Raw genomic sequence first — 20,443 nt, 5'->3', positions numbered from 1 at the left:
CCCAACCATGGATCAGCCGCGACGCGCCCTGCGTGAGAGCGAGCGCGCCAAACCAACCGGCCGCCGTCGGGCGTCCACTGACAGTCCCGCAATTGCCGACCCGGCAGTACCGATGACCCGTGCGGCACGGCGTGCCGCCGAGCGGCAACGCGAGCACGCTTCCGGCGTGGGCATCGACGACGACGCCAGCCAAGCCGTTGACGCCGAACGACCCGCCGCAGCGGAGCCCCAGCCCAGGCAAACCGCGTTCGAGGAAACCGCGAGCGTCCCCGAAGCTCTGGCCGGAGAAGCCCTAGCCGCCGAAGCTCTGGCCACAGTTCAGATTCCAATCGTTCCGGCCGTTCAGCCCGCCACTACTGAAGCAGTCACGGCAGCCATCCCGCTCCAAACGGCCGAGGTCTCAGCGCTTCCGCACCACCGGCCGCGCCAATACAGTCGCGAACCATACGCGGTACTACACAAGGCCGCGTCAGTCCGCCACATGAGCCAGCGCATGGCCATGGTGGCTGGGGCATTGGGGCTCGCCTTGACTGTGGGCACGGTAGGCCAGGCTCTCGATCTTCCGTTCTTCGGCAGCGAAAGCAAGGTCACGGACGCCAGCGGCGGCGGCGCCGGTGACACGACTGCACAAACCACGGCCTCGATCTCCGGTGTTCCCGGTGGTTCCAGCACCGCATCCGCTGTGGCTGCCTCATCGGGTGCAACGCCATCTGCGGAGTCATCCGATGTCAGCCAAGCTGCCACTGTTCCGGACGCGCCGGATACCGCGGCGTCGTCGTCGCCCGCGGCCTCCGGCACCCCCACAGTTTCCCTTGCGCCGCCAGTGTGGGTTCCTTCGGCAGCCCAACCAGCAGCTCCGGGCACGCCAGCCGCACCCGCGCCTGTTCCTGCTCAGCCTGTTCCTGCCCAGCCAGTTGCTAGCGGCGCGGCTTCGGACAACGTCCCAGCACAGCCGCCCACCTCGACGCCTACTGCCACCTCAACGCAGCACCCCACGGCAACACCCACACCTCAGCCCACCGCCACCCAGGCCCCGAGCCCTGCACCGCAATCCTCGGGGCAGTCGGCGCTGGGATCCCTTCTCGGCACCGTCAAGAAGGCGCTCAAATGAGCCCTCGACTGCCTACAGCGTTCGGACACACTGGCTGGCATGGCCGGTACTGCCGCGCGAGCCGGACGGCCTTGGTTCGGGGCCGAATTGGCCGCTGGAGCTGCCAACGACTCCAGCGCTCCTGAGAGGCCCAGGGTCACGGGACTAGATCCTCGGCCTGCCGGCCCAGCGCCGTGCCTTCAACGCTGCGTGCAACTCAAGCCGAACCGCACCATTCACGGGATCTGCGCCAATGAGTTGGCGTATGCGGCCGAGCCTGTTGTAGACGCTGCTTCTGTGAAGGTGAAGCTTGGTGGCGACATCTTGGACCGAGCTGTCGTTGTCGTAAAGGAGTTCCAGCACCGGTAGGAGTTCACCGTTGCGGTCGTGATCCTCCAAAGCGCGGAAATGCACGCTGCTTGTGTCATCCCAGCCGCCTGGAGCCTGAAGTCGGTCGAAAAGTTGGTAAACGCCTACGGCCCTGACGTCCACGAGCTCGCCCAACGGCGGATCCACAGCGGCAGCTTGTGCAGCGACTTTTGACTGCCGGTACGCAGCACCAAGTTGCCGGATCACGTTGAACGGCTCGCTGATCCCCAAAATGACACGGTCCACGGTTCGCCCGGCGCGCTTGGCAAGCTCCAGCTGGTAGTGCACCAGGACCTGGGCGTGATCGGCCCTGCCGCCGGATTCGCGGAACAAAACCACGGAGTGGGTCTCTGTGCCGGCACTGAAGAGGGCCGGGTTGACCCCGATAGTGGACTGGAGCGCTGCCGAACGGTGCGTCAGGGTCGCGGCGAGGGGGTCGACGTCGGACCTCGCGCCGTCCGCATCGAGGATGGTCACCAGTTGCCACGGACCCCGGCCTTGGATTTCCTTCCACCCCGCAACAGCTGCGATCGCGTTTGATTCCCCACTGCAGGCCGCCATGAACTCCTGTTCCCGGCGTCGCCGGAATTCGGACTCTGCGGTGTTTGAATCGAGGAGCAAACCGGCCAACAGGTCCAACTCGTCACGTACGCCCGGCAACTGGGCGAGTATCGCCGTCGCACTTTGTTCGTCGGCGTCCTGTTGCACCCAGAGGTAGCCAACGCGGAAGCCCCGCACCAGCAGGGGCACGCAGACGCGGCCCAACATGCCAAGTTCCTCGTTGGCGGGGACGACGACGGGGCGGACCGCCGTCGAGATTCCGTGCGATAGCTGCCACACGCTGACGTCGGAGGGAACCCGTTTACTGAGGAGGAAGTTCACGCGGACGCGATCGGCGTGGGATTGGTTGGAGCTGTACGCAAGAAGCAGCCCGTCGAGGTCTTCCAAGGACAGTCCCCGGCCCAGTTTGGCCGCTACCTGTTCAACGATCTGCTCCACGTCCTGCTGCATCCCGAAAGCGTACCAACACCAGACGACACCTGACGGCCCAGCAATCGACAAATGTCGAACACTGCGCGCGGAAAACCCTGATTTTCCGCGGTTTTGCTGCCACGGCATTGAGGAAACCATGTCGCCTGCCTCACAGCCGGATTTATTCTGGAATCACAGCCCGCAGCAAGGATTCGGCCGAAAATGGCCGCTAACAATGGAGCCCTCACATGATCATCGGCGTCCCCAAAGAAATCAAGAACAACGAATTCCGCGTAGCCATCACGGCCTCAGGTGTTCACGAGTTCCGCACCCACGGACACACGGTTCTGGTGGAGCGCGGCGCAGGCCTCGGCTCGGGGATCACCGACGAGGAGTACTCGATCGCCGGCGCCGAGATCGTCAACGAAGCTGATGACGTCTGGGCCCGCGCCGACATGGTCATGAAGGTCAAGGAACCCATCGCGGCCGAGTACCACCGCTTCCGGAAGGGCTTGATCCTCTTCACCTACCTGCACCTCGCTGCGGAACCGGAGCTCACCGCCGAGCTCATCAACTCCGGCGTCACCGCGATTGCCTACGAAACCGTCCAGGACGGCCGGGCACTTCCGCTGCTCGCTCCCATGTCCGAGGTCGCAGGCCGGCTTTCCGTGGTTGTCGGTGCTTCCTCGCTGATGGCCCCGGCCGGCGGTAAAGGCGTCCTCTTGGGCGGCGTACCGGGCGTCCGCCCGGCAAAGGTCGTGGTCCTGGGCGCAGGTGTGGCCGGAACCAACGCCGCCGCCATGGCCCTGGGGCTCGGTGCCGACGTCACCATCATGGACATCAACATCAACCGGCTGCGCGAGCTGGATGCCCTTTACCAGGGCCGCCTGAAGACGGTTGCCTCCAACGCCTACGAGATCGAGAAGTCAGTAGTCGACGCAGACCTCGTCATCGGTTCAGTCCTGATCCCGGGCGCCAAGGCCCCCAAGCTCGTCACCAACCAGCTCGTAGCCCGGATGAAGCCCGGTTCGGTACTGGTGGACATCGCAGTTGACCAGGGCGGCTGCTTCGAGGATTCACACCCCACCACGCACCAGGAACCCACGTACAAGGTCCACAACTCGATCTTCTACTGCGTTGGCAATATGCCCGGCGCCGTTCCGAACACCTCCACGTACGCACTGACCAATGTCACCCTGCGCTACGCGGTGGCTCTTGCCAACCTGGGAGTCCGGGCTGCGTTCGATCGCGATCCTGCCCTCGCTGCCGGCCTCAACATCGCCGGAGGCCACGTGGCCCATCACTCCGTATCCGAGGCACACAACCTGCCCCTCGTCACCGATTGGCACAGCCTGGTCTCTGCATAAGGACCTTTCAACTCCCCAGATTGACACGTAAGGGCAATGTTCCACAGGAACATTGCCCTTACGTGTTATCTCGTGGGAAGTGTGGGGACGCCAAGGACACCGGGCACGGCCGGGCTGGCCGGCACGGGGATGGCGGGGCGTTCCACAGGGGGAAGCTCAACACCTGGCGGGGTGACGGGTGCCGTCACTGGCGGGCTGGGAATGCTGAGATTGCCAGGATCAACGCGTGGTGAAGCCTTGGGGCTCGGGCGTGAAGCGCCTTCTCCGGGCGTGGAACGCGGGTCTGGGTGCGCGGCGCCGGACGGGCCGCCGGGGTTAGCCGGCGCTGTCCCTCGGGCCGGGGCCGGATGCGTCGCTTCATTAACGGGAAGCGGATCCGGGGTGCTGACAGCGGGCTCGCCCTTCCGGGGAGCCTTGCCGGATGTTGGGGCCAACTGGCTGACCACGGAGCCGATCGCTGCGCCAACGTGTTGGACAACGGCAGGGATGCCGCCCTCCGAGGCAGCTGCGGCCGTGGCTCCGCCGGCCAGGGTTGCGGCGACAGCGAAGCCTGCCAGCGCGGTTCGCCGCTTCCGACGACGCCGGGCCGCGAGTTCGTCCTCTTTGGCGCAGGAACCCGTGGCTGCCACCGTGGCGAGCACCGACGTCGGCACCTCCGACAAGGCTGCAGGACCGTCCGCCGTCGTAAGTTTGCTGGTGGCCGCTGCGGGGCCACTGACCATCAACGCGCGGACGGCAGCCGAGGGCGACGGCGGCGTGCTTGCCCAAGAGCGCAGTTCAAGCAATTCGGACCGGATGCCGCCGAGGTCGTCCGAGCACGCGTCGGCATCGGCGAGGAGGCGGTCGATGGCCTGCTCGTCGTTCATCCTGAGCCGTGCGGTTTCTTCACTCATTCTGAGCCGTTCCTTAGTAGTGCGCGCTTCTTCAACGCGCCCAGTGCCCTGCGTTGCAGTTGTTTCACGGCGCCTTGGGACTTACCCATGATCGCTGCGGTTTCTTCCACGGAGAGGTCTGCGACCACCCGCAGTGCAAGGACCTCGCGGTAGTCGTCGGCAAGGCCGTCCAAGAGCTCGGTAACCCCCAAGGAACCAGCGCCGAAGGCTTGGTCTTCGGCGGACGGGGCCCTCCGGGTGTCCGTCTCGACCTCGTATGGTGCAGGTTCCGGCCTGCGCTCCCGACGACGGTAGTGATCCACCATCCGGGCATGCGCGATCGAAAACAGCAGGGTTTTTGCCCCTTGCAGCCCGCCGTGCAGGGTGTCGAGCCTCGGATACAGCGCGAGGAAAACATCTTGGGTGACGGCTTCGGGATCGTCCACTCCGCGCGCCCGGAGATAACCGCAGACGGGCGCGGCGAACTCATTGTAGGCAGCAGTGAACAGCAGGGCGAGATCATGGTGGTCCGCCTGCACATATTCATCAACTAAAGGGTCAAGCACCCTAGGCTGCCTCCGTCCGCACAGCGAAGCCTCGCCGCGGCCTACGCCCGGCACCATCGCTGCGGTCTCCCACGAAGCAGGGCTCCCTGTCCTAGCCAAGGAGCCCTGCCGTTAAACCGTAACCGCTACTTGCTTAGCGGACAGAATCCAGGGCTGCGCCCGGAACGGTCGGTACAGCGGAAGGTACCTGGGTGGGTACGGCCGGAACAGCGGGGGTCGCTGGGACGGCGGGTACAGCCGGCACGGCCCGGGTTGCCGGCACCGCAGGTACAGCGGACTTCACCGTGGTACCGGCGGCGGCGTCACCCTGCACGCTGGCGTCGGCCTTAAGGCCAGCTGCCTTGCCTGCAGTAACGACGGCCTTGCAGTGTGCGTCAACCTTGGTCTCGCCGCCCGCGGCAACAACCAAGGACTGGTAGCCAGGGACCTTGGTGTCGGCCTTCAGGCCGCCGTTCAGGAACGCGGTGCAAAGACCGAATGACTCGGGGGACGTGGCATCTTTGACGACGTCAGTCGCCTTCGCCTGGACGCCTGCGACGGTGTCAGTCGCCTTGGCCTTCGCGGCGTCGGCGGCAGCGGTTGCGCGCGCCTCTGCACTTTCGACGGCGCCTGCCACGCGGGTCTTGGCGTCAGCCGCGGCGTCGGCTGCTTCTGCGGTCTTCGCGTCTACGGCGGACTTGGCAGCAACCGGTGCGGGAGCGCCGACGAGGTTGTGCGCGCCCTGCTGGATCTCAGTGGGAAGAGCACCGTTGAAAGCGGCGACGCCGGTTCCACCGGCAGCTACGGCTCCGGCGGCCAGGACGCCCGCGGCGACTTTGCTGGTGGCGATAACAGTGAACAAGGACATGAAACCCTCCGACATACGGTGTGGATTGCTCCGGCAGCGATGGATCCGCTACCGGATGATCAGGTGCGGACGTGGCCCGCACACCCCTTACATCGTTCTTGGGTGCCGTGAGGTTACGCGGTGTCGAAAATTCTTTTTCGCCCTGATCTCACGCCAGCCTCCGGGCCTGCTCAATGAGCCGGAGCACCGCAACCGAGTCGGCCGGATCCACGGGTACCTGACGCGCCGAGGTGATGCCGCCGTCGTTGATCTTCTCGGCGAGTAGCCGGTAAAACTCCGGGTACGCGCCGCGCTCCGTGGGTATGGTCCGCTGCTGCCCGTCCACCTCGAGCGTGCCATGGTTTTCGGGAGGTTCGACGCCGTAGGCCGGGTGGCTCGGCAACCCGCCGTTGCGGACAAACGGCTCCTGCGAGTCGCTGCCGAATTTCACGAATGCACCGCGGCTACCGAGCACCCGGAAGCGCGGTCCGTGCAGATGGCTGTTGAGGTTGATGGTGACGTGGCTGATGACGCCGGACTCGTGCCGGAGGGCGAGGAAGACGTCGTCGTCAGCATTTTCCTGCGGGCGGCGTGCCGCGATTTCCGCGTAGGTAACGGTTGCGGGCCCGAAGAATCGGAGCGCGAGATCCAGCACGTGCGTACCGAGATCGAACAACGCTCCCCCACCGTCCTCGGCTGTGGCACTGGCCTTCCACGCCTTGGCGATCTCCGGCGCCCACCGCTCCATGCCTGCCTCGAACCTGGTCACTTCACCCAGGGTTCCGGCGTCGAGCAGTTTCTCCACTGTGAGGGCGTCGCCGTCCCAACGGCGGTTTTGGTAGACCGTGAGGAGGCGTCCCAGGCTGGCGGCAAGTCGGATGAGTTCCTCGCCGTCGGCGCTGTGGACCACGAACGGCTTATCGACGACGACGTCCAGGCCGGCTTCCAGCGCCGCCTTCGCCAGCCGATGATGGGTTGCGGGCGGTGTGCCAAGAACGATCAGGTCCAGTTCGTCCCCGAGCGCCACGAGGTCCTGTGGGGCGTCCACGATCTTGGCGTTCGGGTACCGTTTGGCAGCTTGCGCTTGCCTTTCGGGGTCCGACGTCGCGATGGCCGTGAGCTCATAGGAAGGGTTGCCGGCGATGTAGGGCGCGTGGAAAACGCTGCCCGATAACCCGAAACCTGCGATCGCTGTGCGGATAGGCCTGGAAGTCATGTGCCAAGGCTAGTTCAGGACACCCCGCCACGGGGGCCGCGCCGTCGGGTGGCTTCGACACGGCAAAGGCCGGGAACCCTGCGACACCGTGAGCGGAGCGCGGAGTTCCCGGCCTCCAGAAAGCCGGGCCGGTCAGTTAAAGGCTACTTCTTGGCGCCCTTTTCCCAACCCAGGGTTGTCCAGTCAGGTACGTCCGAGAGGCTCTTGAACAACGACGGGCCATAGTTGGCCAAGCCCGTGTGCACGAACTGGATCTCGGGGCCGTTCAGGACGGTACCCATGGAGTAGTACTTCGCCATGTGCGCCTTCTCGATGTCCATGGCGGCCTTGTTGCGCTGCGCGTCATCGGCCATACCGGCGACGCTCTTGATCTGCGCATCAAGCTGGGGATCGCCGAGGCCATTTTCGTTGGTGCTGGAATCGTAGTACTGCTTCACCGCGTCGGTGGCGTCCGGACCCACGGTGTAGCCGGAGATAGTGAGGTCAAAGTCGCGGGTACCCAAGACCTTGCCGAAATCGGCATCCCCGCGCTGATCGATTCCAACGTCCATGCCGGCAGCCTGGAGCTGCTTTTGGAGAGTCTGGGACGTTGCTCCGATGGTGGGATCATCACCGAAGTTGGTGATCTTGAAGGAGACCGGCACGCCGTTCTTGGCCATGACGCCCTTGTCGTTCGGTGCGTAGCCTGCGTCCGTCAGGACCTTCTTGGCTGCGTCCGCCCCGGTGTCCTTCACGGGGTAGTTGTCCTGGTAATAAGGCGAGAACGGCATCAACATCATGGAGCCGGAGCTCTCTTCTGACCAGTTCAGGCCGTTGAAGCGCACATCGCGGATGGCTTTACGGTCGACGGCGGTGAAGATCGCCTTGCGCACGGCCACGTCCGCAAGTGCAGGGCGCTTGGCGTTGAGGTTCAGGCCACCGGCGAACAAGCGCTGCCCGCGGCGGATGTCGGTGTTCTTAGTGCCTTCCAGCTGCTTGTAACGGCCCAGGGTGCGTCCGTCCACAGCGTCGATTTCGCCGTTTTTGAAGGCGGCGATGCTGGCGCTGGGTTCCATCTGGCGCCAGATGACCTTGTCCAGGACAGGCTTCTGGCCCCACCACTTCTCATTCGGAACCATGGTGACCGTCTTGGCAGTGGTGTCGTAGTTCTCTACTTTGAACGGACCAGCCATCCACTCGGGGTGCATGTTGCCCGCAAAGCCCTTGTTGAAGATTTCGGCGGTGTTGATGGCCGGGTGGATCAGGCCGAAGAACAGGGAAGTCAGTGGGTAGACCGGCTGGGTTGTGGTGACAATGACTTCCTTGTCATTGGCCCCTGCCTTTACCGAGTCCACGAAGGGGTAGTTTCCGGCGGTGACGATGTCAATGGACTTGTCATCGCCACGGAGCATCTTCCACGTGTTGATGAAGGTCTTGACGTCGATCGGCGTGCCATCGTTCCAGGTGGCCTTGTCATTGATCTTGATGGTGATGGTCTGCTTGCCGTCTTTGACCTCACTCTTGACGTCCTCGCAGAAGTCCTTGTTCGGCACAGCCTTGCCGTCGAAGTCGAGCTTCCAGCAACCGCCAATGCCACCGCTGCTGATGGACGCCGTGTTCACCGGCGTCAACAGCGCGGAGGTGTCAGCACTGTTGCCAACGTTGGAGTTGATGTTGAAATCCGGACCGATGTTGCCTACGGGAAGCGTCACCGTGCCGCCCTGCTCCAAGTCCTTGGGGTCCTTGGCGTTGACGCTGATCAGTTTGTTGATGTCACCGCCTGCCTGTTGGGCCTGCTGGGAGGCCGGGCCCGACGGCGTTCCCCCACCGCAGGCGGTCAGCGTCAGCGCAGCTGCGAGCGCCACGCCGCCGATCGTCGTGTACTTCTTCATGGTTTGCCCTTCATTTTTTACGACTGGAAATCTTTGCGAGTTGAGTTCAGGGTGTCATCTCTGCGTCATCTGTCGTCAGGCATGCACCACCAGCATGTCGGCATCTATTTCTCCGTCCGGGAAGAAGCAGGCGAATTCTTGTCCGTGTGCCTCTTCTGAAGCCAGTGGCGGCTCCAGAGTAAGGCACTTCTCCTGTTTCGCGGCAGGAAGCGCAGCGAACACCGGACAACGAGTCGCAAAGTTACAACCTCGCGGGGCATCCAGGGGGCTGGGGAGGTCCCCCTGGAGGATGATCCGTTCACGGGTGCGTTCAACGTTCGGGTCCGGTACCGGGATGGCCGACAACAAAGCACGGGTGTAAGGGTGCCGCGGGTTGTCGAAGACCTCGTCCACGTCACCGGTCTCCACGATTTTGCCCAAATACATCACTGCCACCCGGTCAGAAATATGCCGCACCACGGACAGATCGTGGGCAACCATCAGGTAGCTCAGACCCAGTTCGGCGCGGAGTTGGTCCAGCAGGTTGATGACGCCGGCCTGCACCGATACGTCCAGCGCGGACACAGGTTCATCCAGGACAACGAGCTTCGGGTTGACGGCGAGGGCGCGGGCGATCCCGATTCGTTGGCGCTGTCCGCCCGAGAACTGGTTGGGGAAGCGGTTAACGTGGTCCGGCTGCAGGCCAACCAGGCGCATTAACTCCATGATCCGTTTCTTGATGGCAGCCTTGGGCATGCCAAGGTTTTCCAAAGGTTCGGCAAGGACCTCGTACACGGTGAAGCGAGGGTCCAAGGCGCCGGTGGGGTCTTGGAAGACCATCTGCATTTCCTTGCGCATGGCCATCTTGGTCTTGGAGTCCGTGGCCACCTTGTTGCTGACGCCGCTGATGACCACCTCGCCTTGCTGGTCCGGGTGGAACTCCATGATCTCCAGCAGGGTGGTGGTTTTGCCGCAGCCGGACTCGCCAACGATCGAGAGGCACTCCCCTTCGCGGATATCGAAGCTCAGCCCGTCCACGGCTTTTACCGTGCCGATCCGCCGCTTGATCAGGGCACCCTTGAGCAGCGGGAAGTGCTTCTTCACGTCTTTGAGCTCCAGGACCTTTTCGCGCTCTGTGCGTTCCACGCCGTCGAACTTTGATACTGGCTTGGCGGGCGCCCTGAAAATGTGGTGAGCGTCCGTTTCGCCGCCCAGTTCCTCCGCTTTGATGCAGGCGGCCCTGTGGCTGGCTGCTCTCTTCGCATCGGCGCCGTTTGCATCGGTGTCGTTTGCGTTGGTGCCGTTTGCGAGGACACGCACGGACAGGAGCTCCGGCTCGCCGTCCAAACAAGCGTCGCTGACCAGCGGGCAGCGCGCCGCGAAGGAGCAGCCGGTCACCGGAAGCGCCAGGTTGGGCGGTGTGCCTTCGATGGGAACCAACGACTGTTTGTTGGCGGTATCTACTCGGGGAACCGCTCCGAGCAGGCCCAAGGTGTATGGCATCCGGGGGTTGTAGTAGATGTCCTCCACAGTGCCGGTTTCCACGGGCTTACCGGCATACATGACCATGATGTCATCGGCCATGCCCGCGACGACGCCCAGGTCGTGCGTGATCATGACGACGGCGGCGCCGGTCTCCTCTTGTGCGGTGTGCAGGACTTCCAGCACCTGGGCCTGAATGGTGACGTCCAGCGCCGTCGTGGGTTCATCTGCGATGAGTATCCGCGGATCGTTGGCGATCGCAATGGCGATCATCACGCGCTGGCGCATGCCGCCGGAGAATTCGTGGGGGAAGGCCTTCAGCCGGTCCTTGGGGCTGGGGATGCCCACCATGCGCAAAAGGTCGACGGCGCGGGCTTCTTTAGCCTGTTTGCTCATGGTGGGGTTGTGAACCGTGAGGGCTTCGATGATCTGGGTGCCCACCGTGTAGACCGGGGTCAGGGAGGACAACGGGTCCTGGAACACCATGGCGATGTCGCTGCCCCGGTGTTTGCACATGGCCTTGTCGCTGAGGCCCAGGAGTTCCTTTCCCCTGTACCGGACCGATCCAGTGATGTCCGCCGTCTCCGGAAGCAGCCCCATGATGGCCATGGACGTCACTGACTTCCCGGAACCGGATTCGCCCACGATGCCCAGGGTTTTACCGGGGAGGAGGTCGAAATCGACTCCGCGGACTGCGTGGACCACGCCGTTTTCCGTGTTGAAGCGCACGTTGAGGTCGCGGACGCTGAGGACGGCATCGCCAGGAGCGTAAAGACCCACGTCACGGAGCCGTTCTGCAGGTGTTTGGGAGATATTGGTGCTCATTTGCTGGTCTTCTTTACTGTTCGTGCTGCGGTCCGCTTGGCCCGGCCGATGGAACTGGAGCTGGGGTCGAACGCGTCACGGAGGCCATCGTTCATCATGGCCAATGATCCTGTCAGCAGGAACATAACCGTCAGCGGAACCCAGAACATCCACGGGAACGAGGACACCTGCCCGGTGGCCTGGCCGATGAGGACGCCGAGGCTGACGTCAGGAAGTTTGATGCCGATACCGATGAAGGAAAACGCCACTTCGGCAAGGACCGCACCGGTGATGCCGCGGGTGAAGTCCAGGACCAGGAGGGAGCCGATGTTGGGAACCAGGTGCCGCCAGACAATGCGCCGGGATGGAACGCCCATGTACTTGGCTGCCTTGACGTAGTCACGTTGCATGAGGGACATAGACAGGGAACGCACCAACCGGGCAGTGCCCATCCAGCTGAAAAAGAGCAGTACAACAATCAGTAACAGCCAACTGGGGAGGTTCTTCAGCCCGCCGCTGCCGCTGGTTGCAACCGCGACTACCAGGATGGCCGGCATCATGATGAGTGCTTCGAGAATGAACAGCATGATCGCGTCCACTTTCCCCCCGAAGAACGCCATGGTGCAGCCGTACACCGCGGAGACCAAGACGGACACGCCGCCAACGATCAAGCCGATGAAGATGGAAATCCTGGTGCCTTCCACGATCAGCGCCAAGAGGTCGATTCCGGCCTGGGAGGTACCGAGGAAGTGGTCCGGGGAAGGACCCATGCCGATGTTGTAGGGATCGATCGTGTCCTTGTTCCACGGAGTCAGGAACCCGCCCACCAATGAAAAGAGGAACAAAGCAAGGAAAACGAACAGTCCGGCGACGGCGGTTCGGTTACGCATGAACCGGCGGAAGATAATGCGGGACTTGGCGATGACCACGTCCTGGCCATCGGAGACGCGGGATTCGTCGATCTCTGCAATCGGATCAATGATGTTGGTCATTACTGGACCCTCACTCGTGGATCGACCAGCGTTGTGGCGAAGTCCGCCAGGATTGCACCGATGGCAAAGATCACCGAGCCGTAGGCCAGCGTTGCGGTAGCGACATTGACGTCCTGCAACCCGATGGACTGGATGCTCCAAAGGCCAATGCCCGGCCATGCGAAGATCGCCTCAGCGAAGAACCCACCGGTAAAGATCGCGGGGATGGTGAACGCGATGCTCTGCGCCACCGGGATAAAGGACACTCGCAGCGCATGACGACGGATGGCTTGGTTGCGGGTCAGGCCCTTCGCCCGCGCCGTTCGGACGAAGTCTGCGTTGACATTGTCCAAAAGATACTGGCGCTGGGCGATCTGGTAACCGGCCCAACCGAAAATCGTCATCGCGAAGGTGGGCACGGTGTAGTGGGCCACGAGGTCAACGAAAGCGGGCCACCCGGGTCCGATTCCCGGCGTCGAAATTCCTGTCACGAAGAAAATCCGCTGGCCGACTGCCTCATTGACGCTGATGGCGCCCAACTGGACCAGGAAGTAGGCGATGGGGGCGGGCAGGATGTGCACCAGATAGCTGTAGGAGGTGATGACCCGGTCTTGGAACTTGTATTGCCGTGCCGCGGAGTACACGCCCAGCGCCACGCCGATGATCAGGGTCAGGATGATCGAAGCAATGAACAGCCGGGTAGAGACCAGGACGCGGTCTCCGAATTCAGCATTAACTGATGCGCCGTTCGGGCTACGGCCCCAGTCCCAGTGGGTCACGATGTTTCCGAGCCATTCCACGTAGCGTTCCCACGCATTCTTGGCCGGATCCAAGCCTAGCCCCCGGAACGATGCCGCCACCTGCTCAGGGGTTGGCCGCGGAATTTTCTCCTGCTCGAGGACTGCCGGTTTCAGGGAGGACACCGCCAGGAGGTACCCGGCGCTGGTGGTTAAGAAGATCATGACCAGGTAGATTCCTGATCGCTTCATCAAGTACTTCAGCATGTCGGTCGGCTGCCTCGAATCAGGGCAAAATTCAAAAGCTCGTCCTTCCGCGGTACCCGGCTGTGGCCGGCTTCAGTTGCAGGGGCACACGGGTATGTGGGCGTCCCCCGCACCTCTTCAGCGACCACCAGCCTTGATATGGCATGGGTCACATTCAAGAGGAAACTACCACAATAACTGCTTCACGTTTTGCTTCACGGCGGCTTGAGCCGCGCCTGCGGCCAGATTGTTATGCAGGGCAGCTTCGGGCTACCGCGGGTTCAGGAGGCGCGTCACGAGTTCGCGCCAGGAATCGGTGATGCGAGTGGGCGAGATTCCGTGGGTCCGCACGTCATTGATAATCCGTTCCGGATCCAACGCGGACATCAGTGACATCGCCATGACCCACGGGTCTGGCGCGCCGGCCTCCCGCAGCAGTAGCTCCACATGCCGGTGCGCAAGAACTGTCGCGGGGACTTCAAAGCGGTGGTGGGCAGAGGTTCCTGCAGCGCGCAACAGTTCCCCGTTCTCCAGGACGAAGTAGACGCGCCCCTCCCCGAAGGCGATGAGCCTCTCCGCAGGCGTAGCGCCCGGGCCCAGTGGCGGCGGCCCAAACATGAAGCCGCGCTGGAAGTCTGCCTCCGAATCGCTGAGCAGCGTGATCATCAGTCCCGCCCGGCTGCCGAAACGACGGAAAACAGTCCCTTTGCCCACCTTGGCCTTGCATGCGAGGGCGTCCATGGTCAAAGCCTCGGCTCCGAATTCCTCTACCAACTCGCGGGCGGCACAAAGAAGCCGCTCACGGTTCCGGGCAGCGTCGCTACGCTCCTGTGGCGCACCCGGGGATGCCTCCGGCTGGAATGGAATCGAGCTCACAAACTCATTCTAGCCCCGGGGAATATTAAGCGGACCAAGGTCCGTTTATACTCAGTGAAGGCACCAAAGCCCCCGAACCGTAGGCCTACAGCCCGCCTGTCAGGCCAACAAAAGGAGACATCATGTCAAAGCACACCATCCTCGCCCTCGTCGGCAGCCTCCGCGCCGAGTCGCACAACAGGAAGCTCGCCGAAGCCATCCAGCTCAACGCCCCCGAGAACGTTGAAGTCCAGATCCACGACTCGTTGGGTAACATCCCCTTCTACAACGAAGACATCGACGTGGAGGGCCAAGTCCCAGCCGCGGCTGCCGCTCTTCGCGCCGCAGCCGCCGACGCCGACACTCTCCTCCTGGTCACGCCCGAGCACAACGGCACCATGCCTGCCTCCCTCAAGAACGCCATCGACTGGCTGTCGCGCCCGTACGGTGCCGGGGCCCTCGCCGGCAAGCCGACCGCCGTCGTCGGTACCGCATTTGGCCAGTTCGGTGGAGTCTGGGCCCAGGACGAGGCCCGCAAGGCAGTCGGGATCGCCGGCGCCAAGGTGCTTGAGGACGTCAAGCTTGCCATCCCGGGTTCCATGATCCGTTTCGCTGAACTGCACCCGAAGGACGACGCTGAGGTTGTCGAGCAGATCAAGGGCATCTTTGAGCCGCTGACCGCAGTTCAGGATGAAGAAGAAGAAGTAGCCGCGTAACCCGGCTCCTGTCGACGCCCCTGTCCCGAGCCTGCCGATTACACAGGCTCGGGCGGGGGCTTCGCTTTTAACCCGGCTTCGTCCGGCTGCATCCCTTAAAGGCTGTATTTGGGTCCTTGCTGAAACAGGCCATCCATCTCCGCATGGCTCCGGGTGCCTGCCAGGCCCGCCCAATTGCCGTCAGCCAGGATTTCGCTGGCCACCTTGGCTACTTTGGCGTAGGCGGCCTTGGCAGTATTGCCTCCGATACTCACCCGCCGAACACCGGCGTCGTGCAATTCCGCTGGCGACGGCGAGCCGACACCAGCCAATGCATTCAGGGGTGCCGCGATGCGGCTGGAGATCTGGTGCAGGACGTGCAAATCCACCACTCCGGGCACAAAGATGCCGTCCGCGCCGGCAGTGAGGTACGACTCGGCCCGCCGTAACGTCTCCTCGTAGGCCGCATCCGGGAAGCGTCCTGACAGATAGGTGTCCGTCCGTGCATTCACGAAAAGCGGGACCCCGCGTTCGTCAGCGGTTGCACGGATCACTGCGATTCGCCGTGATTGCTCGCTGACATCCGTGAGGGGGTCCTCCGCTGAGTCCTCTATATTGATTCCCACGGCCCCAGCGTCCAGCACGGCGTGAATGGTGGCTCGAAGTTCATCGTCGGTGCGGCCATAACCGGTTTCGATATCGGCGGTGACGGGCAGCCGGGTCGCATGCGTGATGCGGCCCAGCGCGGCCATGGCCAATCCCCACGGCACGTGATCACCATCCCGGTATCCCAAGCTCCACGACACCGCGGAGCTCGATGTAGCAATGGCCGACGCACCCGCCTCTTGCACGACGCGGGCAGAAGCCGCGTCCCAAACATTCACAAGCACCAAGGGCTGAGGACCAGGATCGTGGAGCTTTCGGAAGTGTTCGGCCTTAGTCACGGATCCCGAGTGCGTTGTCATAGCTACATTCCAGCCGCTCGGCATCGTGTCGTAAAGCGCTTGCGACCCTCCGGGTGATTTTGAGCAACAAGTGTTGCCTCTTTAGCAACATTGAGGAGTATTCTTTCCGTGTGACCCACGAAACATTGGATGCCGGCACCACACTGCCCGCTGAAGCCATCGACGCCATCGAGCGGGCCGCAACGGCCGCTCACCCGCATGAGGAGCTCTTTTCCGCGCGGGCCGCCAACATCAAGCAGTCCGCTGTTCGGGACGTTTTCGATATTTCGATGCAACCCGGCCTTGTCTCCCTCGCCGGCGGTAACCCCTATCTCCAATCCTTGCCGCTGGAAAAGCTGGGCCAGACAGCAGCCAAGATCATCGCCGAGGAAGGCATGACCGCACTCCAGTACGGCGGAGGGCAGGGAACGGACGAGTTACGGAGCCAGATCTGCACCATCATGGCCGCGGAAGGCATCACGAATGCCAGCCCGGAGAACATCGTCATCACCGCAGGCTCCCAGTCAGCCCAAGATGTAGCCACGAAGGTTTTCTGCAACCCGGGCGACGTCGTTCTGGTAGAGAACCCAACCTACGTTGGTGCTCTCAACACCTTTGAGGCCTACCAGGTGCAGGTTGAACCTGTCGAAATGGACGACGACGGCTTGGTCCCGGAGCAACTGGAGGCCCGGATCTCTGCGTTGCAAGCAGAGGGCAAAACCATCAAGTTCCTCTACACGATTCCCAACTTCAACAATCCCTCCGGGATCACGTTGGCTGAGGAACGCAGGCAGCAGATCGTCGACATATGCCGGAGGTCGAATATCATCGTCCTCGAAGACAACCCCTATGGGCTTCTTCGATTTGACGGACAACCGCTTGCGCCCATGCGGGCAGCCAACCCGGACGACGTCATCTATCTGGGCTCCTTCTCCAAAATCTTCGCGCCCGGACTCCGCATAGGTTGGGCCCTGGTCCCTGCACACCTGCAACGACGGTTCTATCTGGCCTCCGAGGCAGTCACCCTCTGTCCTCCGCCATTGAACCAAATGCTTGTCTCGGCATATCTCCGCGAGTACGACTGGGAAGGCCAAATCGAGACGTATCGCTCCCTCTACGCGGAGCGTTGCAAGGCCCTGCTCTCAGCATTGGAAACCTACATGCCCGCCGGAGTGACGTGGACCAGGCCCGCAGGCGGATTCTTCGTGTGGGTCACCTTGCCCGAGGGTCTGGATACCTATCCCCTTTTGGGTAAGGCCATCGATGCCGGCGTCGTGTTCATCCCCGGGGCCGCTTTCTCGCCGGCCGATGGAATATCAAACAAGCTCCGTCTGGCGTTCAGCGCCGTTCCGCCGGATACCATTGCCGAAGGGGTGCGTCGACTGGCGCCCATCCTGGCTGAAGCCATTGAAGCTACCAATGAAGGAGCAGCACAATGACCGGAGTTGTGATCGTCGGAGTAGACGGCAGCGAGACTGCCCTCAGAGCCGCGCATTCTGCCCAGCAGCTAGCCATAGCGCTGGGCGCCAAGCTCCACGTCGTGAGTGCTTTCGACAGCAACAAGACAGAAGTGGTTGAGATCGGAACCGACAAGTGGGTGGTGTCCGACGCCGCCGAAGCTGAGGCCGTGGCCCGAACGGTAGCCGAACAACTCAAAGATGAGAGGCTTGAGGTGACCTACGGTCCGGCCTACGGCAAGCCGGGCGACGCCCTCGTCAAGGAGGCCGAAATCCTGCACGCCCAACTGATCGTGGTGGGAAATCGGCGCATGCAAGGACTTGGGCGCGTACTGGGAAGCGTGGCCAACACAGTGGCTCACACTGCCCCCTGCGACGTGTACATCGTGAAAACCGACGAAGCCTAAAGCGAGCAGGATCACGGTGCCGGGTGGGGATTCTCACCCGGCATTCGCGTCCCCTTGAGCCGGGCGCCCAAGGCAACCGTCATAAAATTGAGATGCCCCCAAAGGTGCGAGCCGCCTCCATTTTTCGATCTCAGGGGATCCTCAATGCTTACTATGCAGCCGCGCCAACGCGTTGGACACGACATCCTGCTTGCCCGTCACGGCAACAGCATCAGCACCATGCGCTTGGACCGCGCCAATGACCGGGTCATTGCAATGCTCGACGACGGCTCCTGGGACAGCGCACCGAACCTGATCTCCCCCAGCATTCAAATGCCGGAGACGATCCGGAGCATCCTTCGCAAAGACTGGCGCTTCCTGTCGGTGGTCTCCGTCGCCGTGCTGACCGTCGCCGCAGTGGCCTTGGGAGTCAGCGTGGAAATGGCCCAGCACATGTCAACAACGGAACTCCAGGCGCTCCTGGTCAACTACCCGGCGTACTAAGCGCCGCACGGGGTGGCCCGTGTTTCGGGTTGCTCGTGTTCCGGGTTCCGGGTTGCTCGTCAGAGCATGTATTCGCGAAGCAGCCACCACAGTCCGGCTATGATGACACCGCCGGACAGCGAGCCGATAACAACTTGGGCAACGGTGTGCGCCCGCAGAACGAGGCGCGACCAGCCCACAGCGGGCACGAGCAACAGCAACGGCAGCCAGGCAGGCCCGAACATGAGAATGGCTATGACGGTGGTGCCGGCAAGCGCCGAGGCATGCCCGCTCATCTTCCAGAACGCGCTGACAACCGCCAACACGGCGATGCCGCCAATGAGGGCAAGTATCATCACCGACACGCTCACAGGGGCGTGAAGGACCTGCAGAAGAAGAAGCCCGGCGAGCACCGACACCAGCGTCGTCATCAGCAAAGCGGGCCTCTGCCGTCTGTCACTGACGTGGTGGTCCGTGATCCTGCCCAGCCTCACCATCACCAGCACGTAGGCCAGCGGCAGCAAGCAAACGAAGACCGCGGCCAAGACTCCGAACCATATCGTTCCGGGAAACCCCGGCTCGATGACAGGACTGATCAGGAGCAGGACCGTCACCACTACAGGCGGTTGGAATACCTCCGTCAGCACACGGGCAACAGCGCGCCACTTGCCGGAAAGCTGCGCGACCGACGTCGTACCTTCAGTCAAGCAGCAATGCCGGTTCTTCAAGGATCGCCGCCACATCCGCCATAAACCGGGCGGACAGGTCGCCATCGACCACTCGGTGGTCGAAAGAACCGCCAAGAGTGGTGATCCAGCGTGGGATGACTTCCCCATCAAGGACCCAGGGCTTTTGCTTGATTGTTCCGAAGGCAACGATTGCTACCTCGCCCGGATTGATGATGGGGGTTCCGGTGTCAATTCCGAGCGCACCGATGTTGGTGACGGTTAGGGTACCGCCCTGCATCTCGGCAGGTTGCGTTTTGCCGGCCCGGGCTTTGGTGGCGAGTTCGTTAAGTGCCAGCGCCAACTCCTTCAAGGAGAGGTCCTGCGCATCCTTGATGTTGGGCACCATGAGTCCCCGCGGGGTTGCGGCCGCAATGCCAAGATTCATGTAGTGCTTCACGTGGATTTCGGCGGCTCCCTTCCCGTCGGAGTCGTCCACCCACGTCGCATTGACGCTGGGGTTACGCGCGGCGGCCCAGATCACTGCTTTGGCGAGGATGAGGAGGGGGGAAACCTTGATGCCTTCGAAGTCGCGGGAAACCTTCAGCCGCTTGACGAATTCCATGGTGCGGCTCGCATCAACGTCCACGAAGATACTGACGTGGGGAGCTGAGAACGCAGAGTCAACCATTGCCCGAGCCGTCGCCTTGCGTACCCCCTTGACCGGGATGCGTTCGATCCTCTGATCCTGTGGCTTCTTGGACGCGCTCCAGAAGCTTTCCGCTTGGTCCAGTTCCGCGTCTCGTTGCGCCTGGTAACTGACCAAGTCTTCGCGCGTCACTTCACCACGATGTCCTGTGGGCACCACGTCCGCGAGGTCAATCCCGAGGTCACGGGCAAACTTTCGCACCGGCGGCTTTGCCAGGACTTTGTTCACGAGACCTGTAAGGGCCACACCCACACTGTTCCCGCGGGTTGCGGGCGACTCTTGGGCTACCGACGTGACGCGCTTCGGGGCCGGCACCTCGGCAGCGTTGGCTTGCAACACAGAGGTCACGTCCTGCACTGTACCTTCAGCGTCCTCGGCTACCGGAGCCGCGGCGACCACGCTTTCGAGTGGCCGCTTGCGGGCACGGCGCTTGACGGCGTCGGCCTTTGGACCGGATCCAACCAAGGGACTGGTGGCGGGCTGCTCGTTGTCCTCTGCGGAAAGCTTTCCGTAGACGGGTGTGAATACTTCGTCCACCTCTGGCGACACGGGGGGAGCTTGGGGAGTGGCGGGCGCTGAATCACCCTCGTGCCCCTCGGAAACGGCAATGATGGCAGTGCCGACCTCCACCGTGATGCCCTCCTCCACCAGCAGTTCGGTGACCGTACCGGCAAATGGCGAGGGCAACTCTACGAGCGACTTTGCAGTCTCAATCTCGCAAAGTACATCGTTTATGGCCACGGTGTCCCCCGGCTTGACCTTCCATGCCACTACCTCGGCCTCTGTCAAGCCTTCGCCGACGTCCGGCAAGTTGAATTTCTTTACAGTCACTGGGTCCTCGATTGTCGTTTGCCACGCACGAAGCAGGGCGAATCAGGGCG

Annotated in this window: 19 protein-coding genes; 6 read left to right on the top strand and 13 right to left on the bottom strand. The window is 62.8% G+C overall.

The genetic code is table 11. The annotated features are described in order from the left end of the window. Window positions 1-7 precede the first annotated feature (7 nt). A complete protein-coding gene (locus SB659_RS11445; RefSeq protein WP_410550487.1) occupies window positions 8-1,111 on the top strand; it encodes a hypothetical protein in 1,104 nt (367 codons plus the stop codon). 144 nt (window positions 1,112-1,255) lie between these two features. Here SB659_RS11445 and SB659_RS11440 read toward each other — a convergent pair whose 3' ends face one another. Further along, window positions 1,256-2,470, bottom strand: a complete 1,215-nt coding sequence (locus tag SB659_RS11440) for a PucR family transcriptional regulator (RefSeq protein ID WP_410550486.1) — start codon at window positions 2,468-2,470, stop codon at window positions 1,256-1,258. Window positions 2,471-2,679: 209 nt separating this feature from the next. Between SB659_RS11440 and ald the strand changes: the two genes are divergently transcribed. Then, a complete protein-coding gene (gene ald, locus SB659_RS11435; RefSeq protein ID WP_284978789.1) occupies window positions 2,680-3,798 on the top strand; it encodes an alanine dehydrogenase in 1,119 nt (372 codons plus the stop codon). 65 nt (window positions 3,799-3,863) lie between these two features. On the opposite strand, the gene SB659_RS11430 is transcribed toward ald, so the two are convergent. From SB659_RS11430 to SB659_RS11390, 9 genes are all read right to left on the bottom strand, one after another. Continuing rightward, on the bottom strand, window positions 3,864-4,691 hold the full coding sequence (locus tag SB659_RS11430; RefSeq protein WP_410550485.1) for a hypothetical protein: 828 nt from the start codon (window positions 4,689-4,691) through the stop codon (window positions 3,864-3,866). Further along, entirely contained in the window at window positions 4,688-5,236 is a 549-nt protein-coding gene (locus tag SB659_RS11425) for an RNA polymerase sigma factor (protein ID WP_410550484.1), read from the bottom strand. The genes SB659_RS11430 and SB659_RS11425 overlap by 4 nt, the downstream gene beginning before the upstream one ends. 133 nt (window positions 5,237-5,369) lie before the next feature. Continuing rightward, complete coding sequence (locus SB659_RS11420) at window positions 5,370-6,083, bottom strand: hypothetical protein (protein WP_410550483.1); 714 nt, start codon at window positions 6,081-6,083, stop codon at window positions 5,370-5,372. 148 nt (window positions 6,084-6,231) lie between these two features. After that, window positions 6,232-7,278, bottom strand: coding sequence for a Gfo/Idh/MocA family oxidoreductase (locus SB659_RS11415; protein ID WP_410550482.1), 1,047 nt, complete (start codon window positions 7,276-7,278; stop codon window positions 6,232-6,234). Window positions 7,279-7,421: 143 nt separating this feature from the next. Further along, window positions 7,422-9,149: an ABC transporter family substrate-binding protein gene (locus tag SB659_RS11410; RefSeq protein WP_410550481.1), complete on the bottom strand. Its 1,728-nt coding sequence runs from the start codon at window positions 9,147-9,149 to the stop codon at window positions 7,422-7,424. Between the two features lie 75 nt (window positions 9,150-9,224). Further along, window positions 9,225-11,435, bottom strand: a complete 2,211-nt coding sequence (locus SB659_RS11405) for a dipeptide ABC transporter ATP-binding protein (protein ID WP_410550480.1) — start codon at window positions 11,433-11,435, stop codon at window positions 9,225-9,227. After that, entirely contained in the window at window positions 11,432-12,406 is a 975-nt protein-coding gene (locus SB659_RS11400) for an ABC transporter permease (protein WP_410550479.1), read from the bottom strand. Before SB659_RS11400 ends, SB659_RS11405 begins: the two co-directional genes overlap by 4 nt. Beyond that, window positions 12,406-13,389, bottom strand: coding sequence for an ABC transporter permease (locus SB659_RS11395; RefSeq protein ID WP_410550478.1), 984 nt, complete (start codon window positions 13,387-13,389; stop codon window positions 12,406-12,408). The genes SB659_RS11400 and SB659_RS11395 overlap by 1 nt, the downstream gene beginning before the upstream one ends. A gap of 249 nt (window positions 13,390-13,638) precedes the next feature. Then, entirely contained in the window at window positions 13,639-14,244 is a 606-nt protein-coding gene (locus SB659_RS11390; RefSeq protein WP_410550477.1) for a TetR/AcrR family transcriptional regulator, read from the bottom strand. A gap of 122 nt (window positions 14,245-14,366) precedes the next feature. Here SB659_RS11390 and SB659_RS11385 point away from each other — a divergent pair, with 122 nt between their 5' ends. After that, window positions 14,367-14,939, top strand: coding sequence for an NAD(P)H-dependent oxidoreductase (locus tag SB659_RS11385; RefSeq protein ID WP_410550476.1), 573 nt, complete (start codon window positions 14,367-14,369; stop codon window positions 14,937-14,939). Window positions 14,940-15,034: 95 nt separating this feature from the next. On the opposite strand, the gene SB659_RS11380 is transcribed toward SB659_RS11385, so the two are convergent. Then, window positions 15,035-15,883: an isocitrate lyase/phosphoenolpyruvate mutase family protein gene (locus SB659_RS11380; protein ID WP_410550475.1), complete on the bottom strand. Its 849-nt coding sequence runs from the start codon at window positions 15,881-15,883 to the stop codon at window positions 15,035-15,037. A 110-nt stretch (window positions 15,884-15,993) separates the two neighbouring features. On the opposite strand from SB659_RS11380, the gene SB659_RS11375 reads away from it, so the two are divergent. The 3 genes from SB659_RS11375 to SB659_RS11365 all read left to right on the top strand — a co-directional run bounded on the left by SB659_RS11375 (window position 15,994) and on the right by SB659_RS11365 (window position 18,209). Then, window positions 15,994-17,301, top strand: a complete 1,308-nt coding sequence (locus SB659_RS11375) for a PLP-dependent aminotransferase family protein (protein ID WP_410550474.1) — start codon at window positions 15,994-15,996, stop codon at window positions 17,299-17,301. Further along, window positions 17,298-17,726 (top strand): universal stress protein, encoded by a 429-nt coding sequence (locus SB659_RS11370; RefSeq protein WP_410550473.1) that lies wholly within the window; start codon window positions 17,298-17,300, stop codon window positions 17,724-17,726. The genes SB659_RS11375 and SB659_RS11370 overlap by 4 nt, the downstream gene beginning before the upstream one ends. Window positions 17,727-17,870: 144 nt before the next feature. After that, window positions 17,871-18,209 (top strand): hypothetical protein, encoded by a 339-nt coding sequence (locus SB659_RS11365; RefSeq protein WP_284974969.1) that lies wholly within the window; start codon window positions 17,871-17,873, stop codon window positions 18,207-18,209. 59 nt (window positions 18,210-18,268) lie between these two features. Here the strand turns inward: SB659_RS11365 and SB659_RS11360 are convergent, their stop codons facing one another. Next, complete coding sequence (locus tag SB659_RS11360; RefSeq protein WP_284974968.1) at window positions 18,269-18,895, bottom strand: phosphatidic acid phosphatase; 627 nt, start codon at window positions 18,893-18,895, stop codon at window positions 18,269-18,271. Further along, window positions 18,888-20,393, bottom strand: coding sequence for a dihydrolipoamide acetyltransferase family protein (locus tag SB659_RS11355; RefSeq protein ID WP_410550472.1), 1,506 nt, complete (start codon window positions 20,391-20,393; stop codon window positions 18,888-18,890). The genes SB659_RS11360 and SB659_RS11355 overlap by 8 nt, the downstream gene beginning before the upstream one ends. Window positions 20,394-20,443 lie beyond the last annotated feature (50 nt).

Source organism: Arthrobacter sp. SIMBA_036, from assembly GCF_046535135.1.
In the GTDB taxonomy this organism is placed as follows: domain Bacteria; phylum Actinomycetota; class Actinomycetes; order Actinomycetales; family Micrococcaceae; genus Arthrobacter.
The sequence above is the reverse complement of the archived record's forward strand: the minus strand, read 5'-3'. Positions and strand labels throughout refer to the sequence as shown.

Coding starts and splice junctions, on each gene's coding strand:
- SB659_RS11445 (WP_410550487.1), top strand. CDS start 8: ATGGATCAGCCGCGACGCGCCCTGCGTGAGAGCGAGCGCGCCAAACCA.
- SB659_RS11440 (WP_410550486.1), bottom strand. CDS start 2,470: ATGCAGCAGGACGTGGAGCAGATCGTTGAACAGGTAGCGGCCAAACTG.
- ald (WP_284978789.1), top strand. CDS start 2,680: ATGATCATCGGCGTCCCCAAAGAAATCAAGAACAACGAATTCCGCGTA.
- SB659_RS11430 (WP_410550485.1), bottom strand. CDS start 4,691: ATGAGTGAAGAAACCGCACGGCTCAGGATGAACGACGAGCAGGCCATC.
- SB659_RS11420 (WP_410550483.1), bottom strand. CDS start 6,083: ATGTCCTTGTTCACTGTTATCGCCACCAGCAAAGTCGCCGCGGGCGTC.
- SB659_RS11415 (WP_410550482.1), bottom strand. CDS start 7,278: ATGACTTCCAGGCCTATCCGCACAGCGATCGCAGGTTTCGGGTTATCG.
- SB659_RS11410 (WP_410550481.1), bottom strand. CDS start 9,149: ATGAAGAAGTACACGACGATCGGCGGCGTGGCGCTCGCAGCTGCGCTG.
- SB659_RS11405 (WP_410550480.1), bottom strand. CDS start 11,435: ATGAGCACCAATATCTCCCAAACACCTGCAGAACGGCTCCGTGACGTG.
- SB659_RS11400 (WP_410550479.1), bottom strand. CDS start 12,406: ATGACCAACATCATTGATCCGATTGCAGAGATCGACGAATCCCGCGTC.
- SB659_RS11395 (WP_410550478.1), bottom strand. CDS start 13,389: ATGCTGAAGTACTTGATGAAGCGATCAGGAATCTACCTGGTCATGATC.
- SB659_RS11385 (WP_410550476.1), top strand. CDS start 14,367: ATGTCAAAGCACACCATCCTCGCCCTCGTCGGCAGCCTCCGCGCCGAG.
- SB659_RS11380 (WP_410550475.1), bottom strand. CDS start 15,883: ATGACAACGCACTCGGGATCCGTGACTAAGGCCGAACACTTCCGAAAG.
- SB659_RS11370 (WP_410550473.1), top strand. CDS start 17,298: ATGACCGGAGTTGTGATCGTCGGAGTAGACGGCAGCGAGACTGCCCTC.
- SB659_RS11365 (WP_284974969.1), top strand. CDS start 17,871: ATGCTTACTATGCAGCCGCGCCAACGCGTTGGACACGACATCCTGCTT.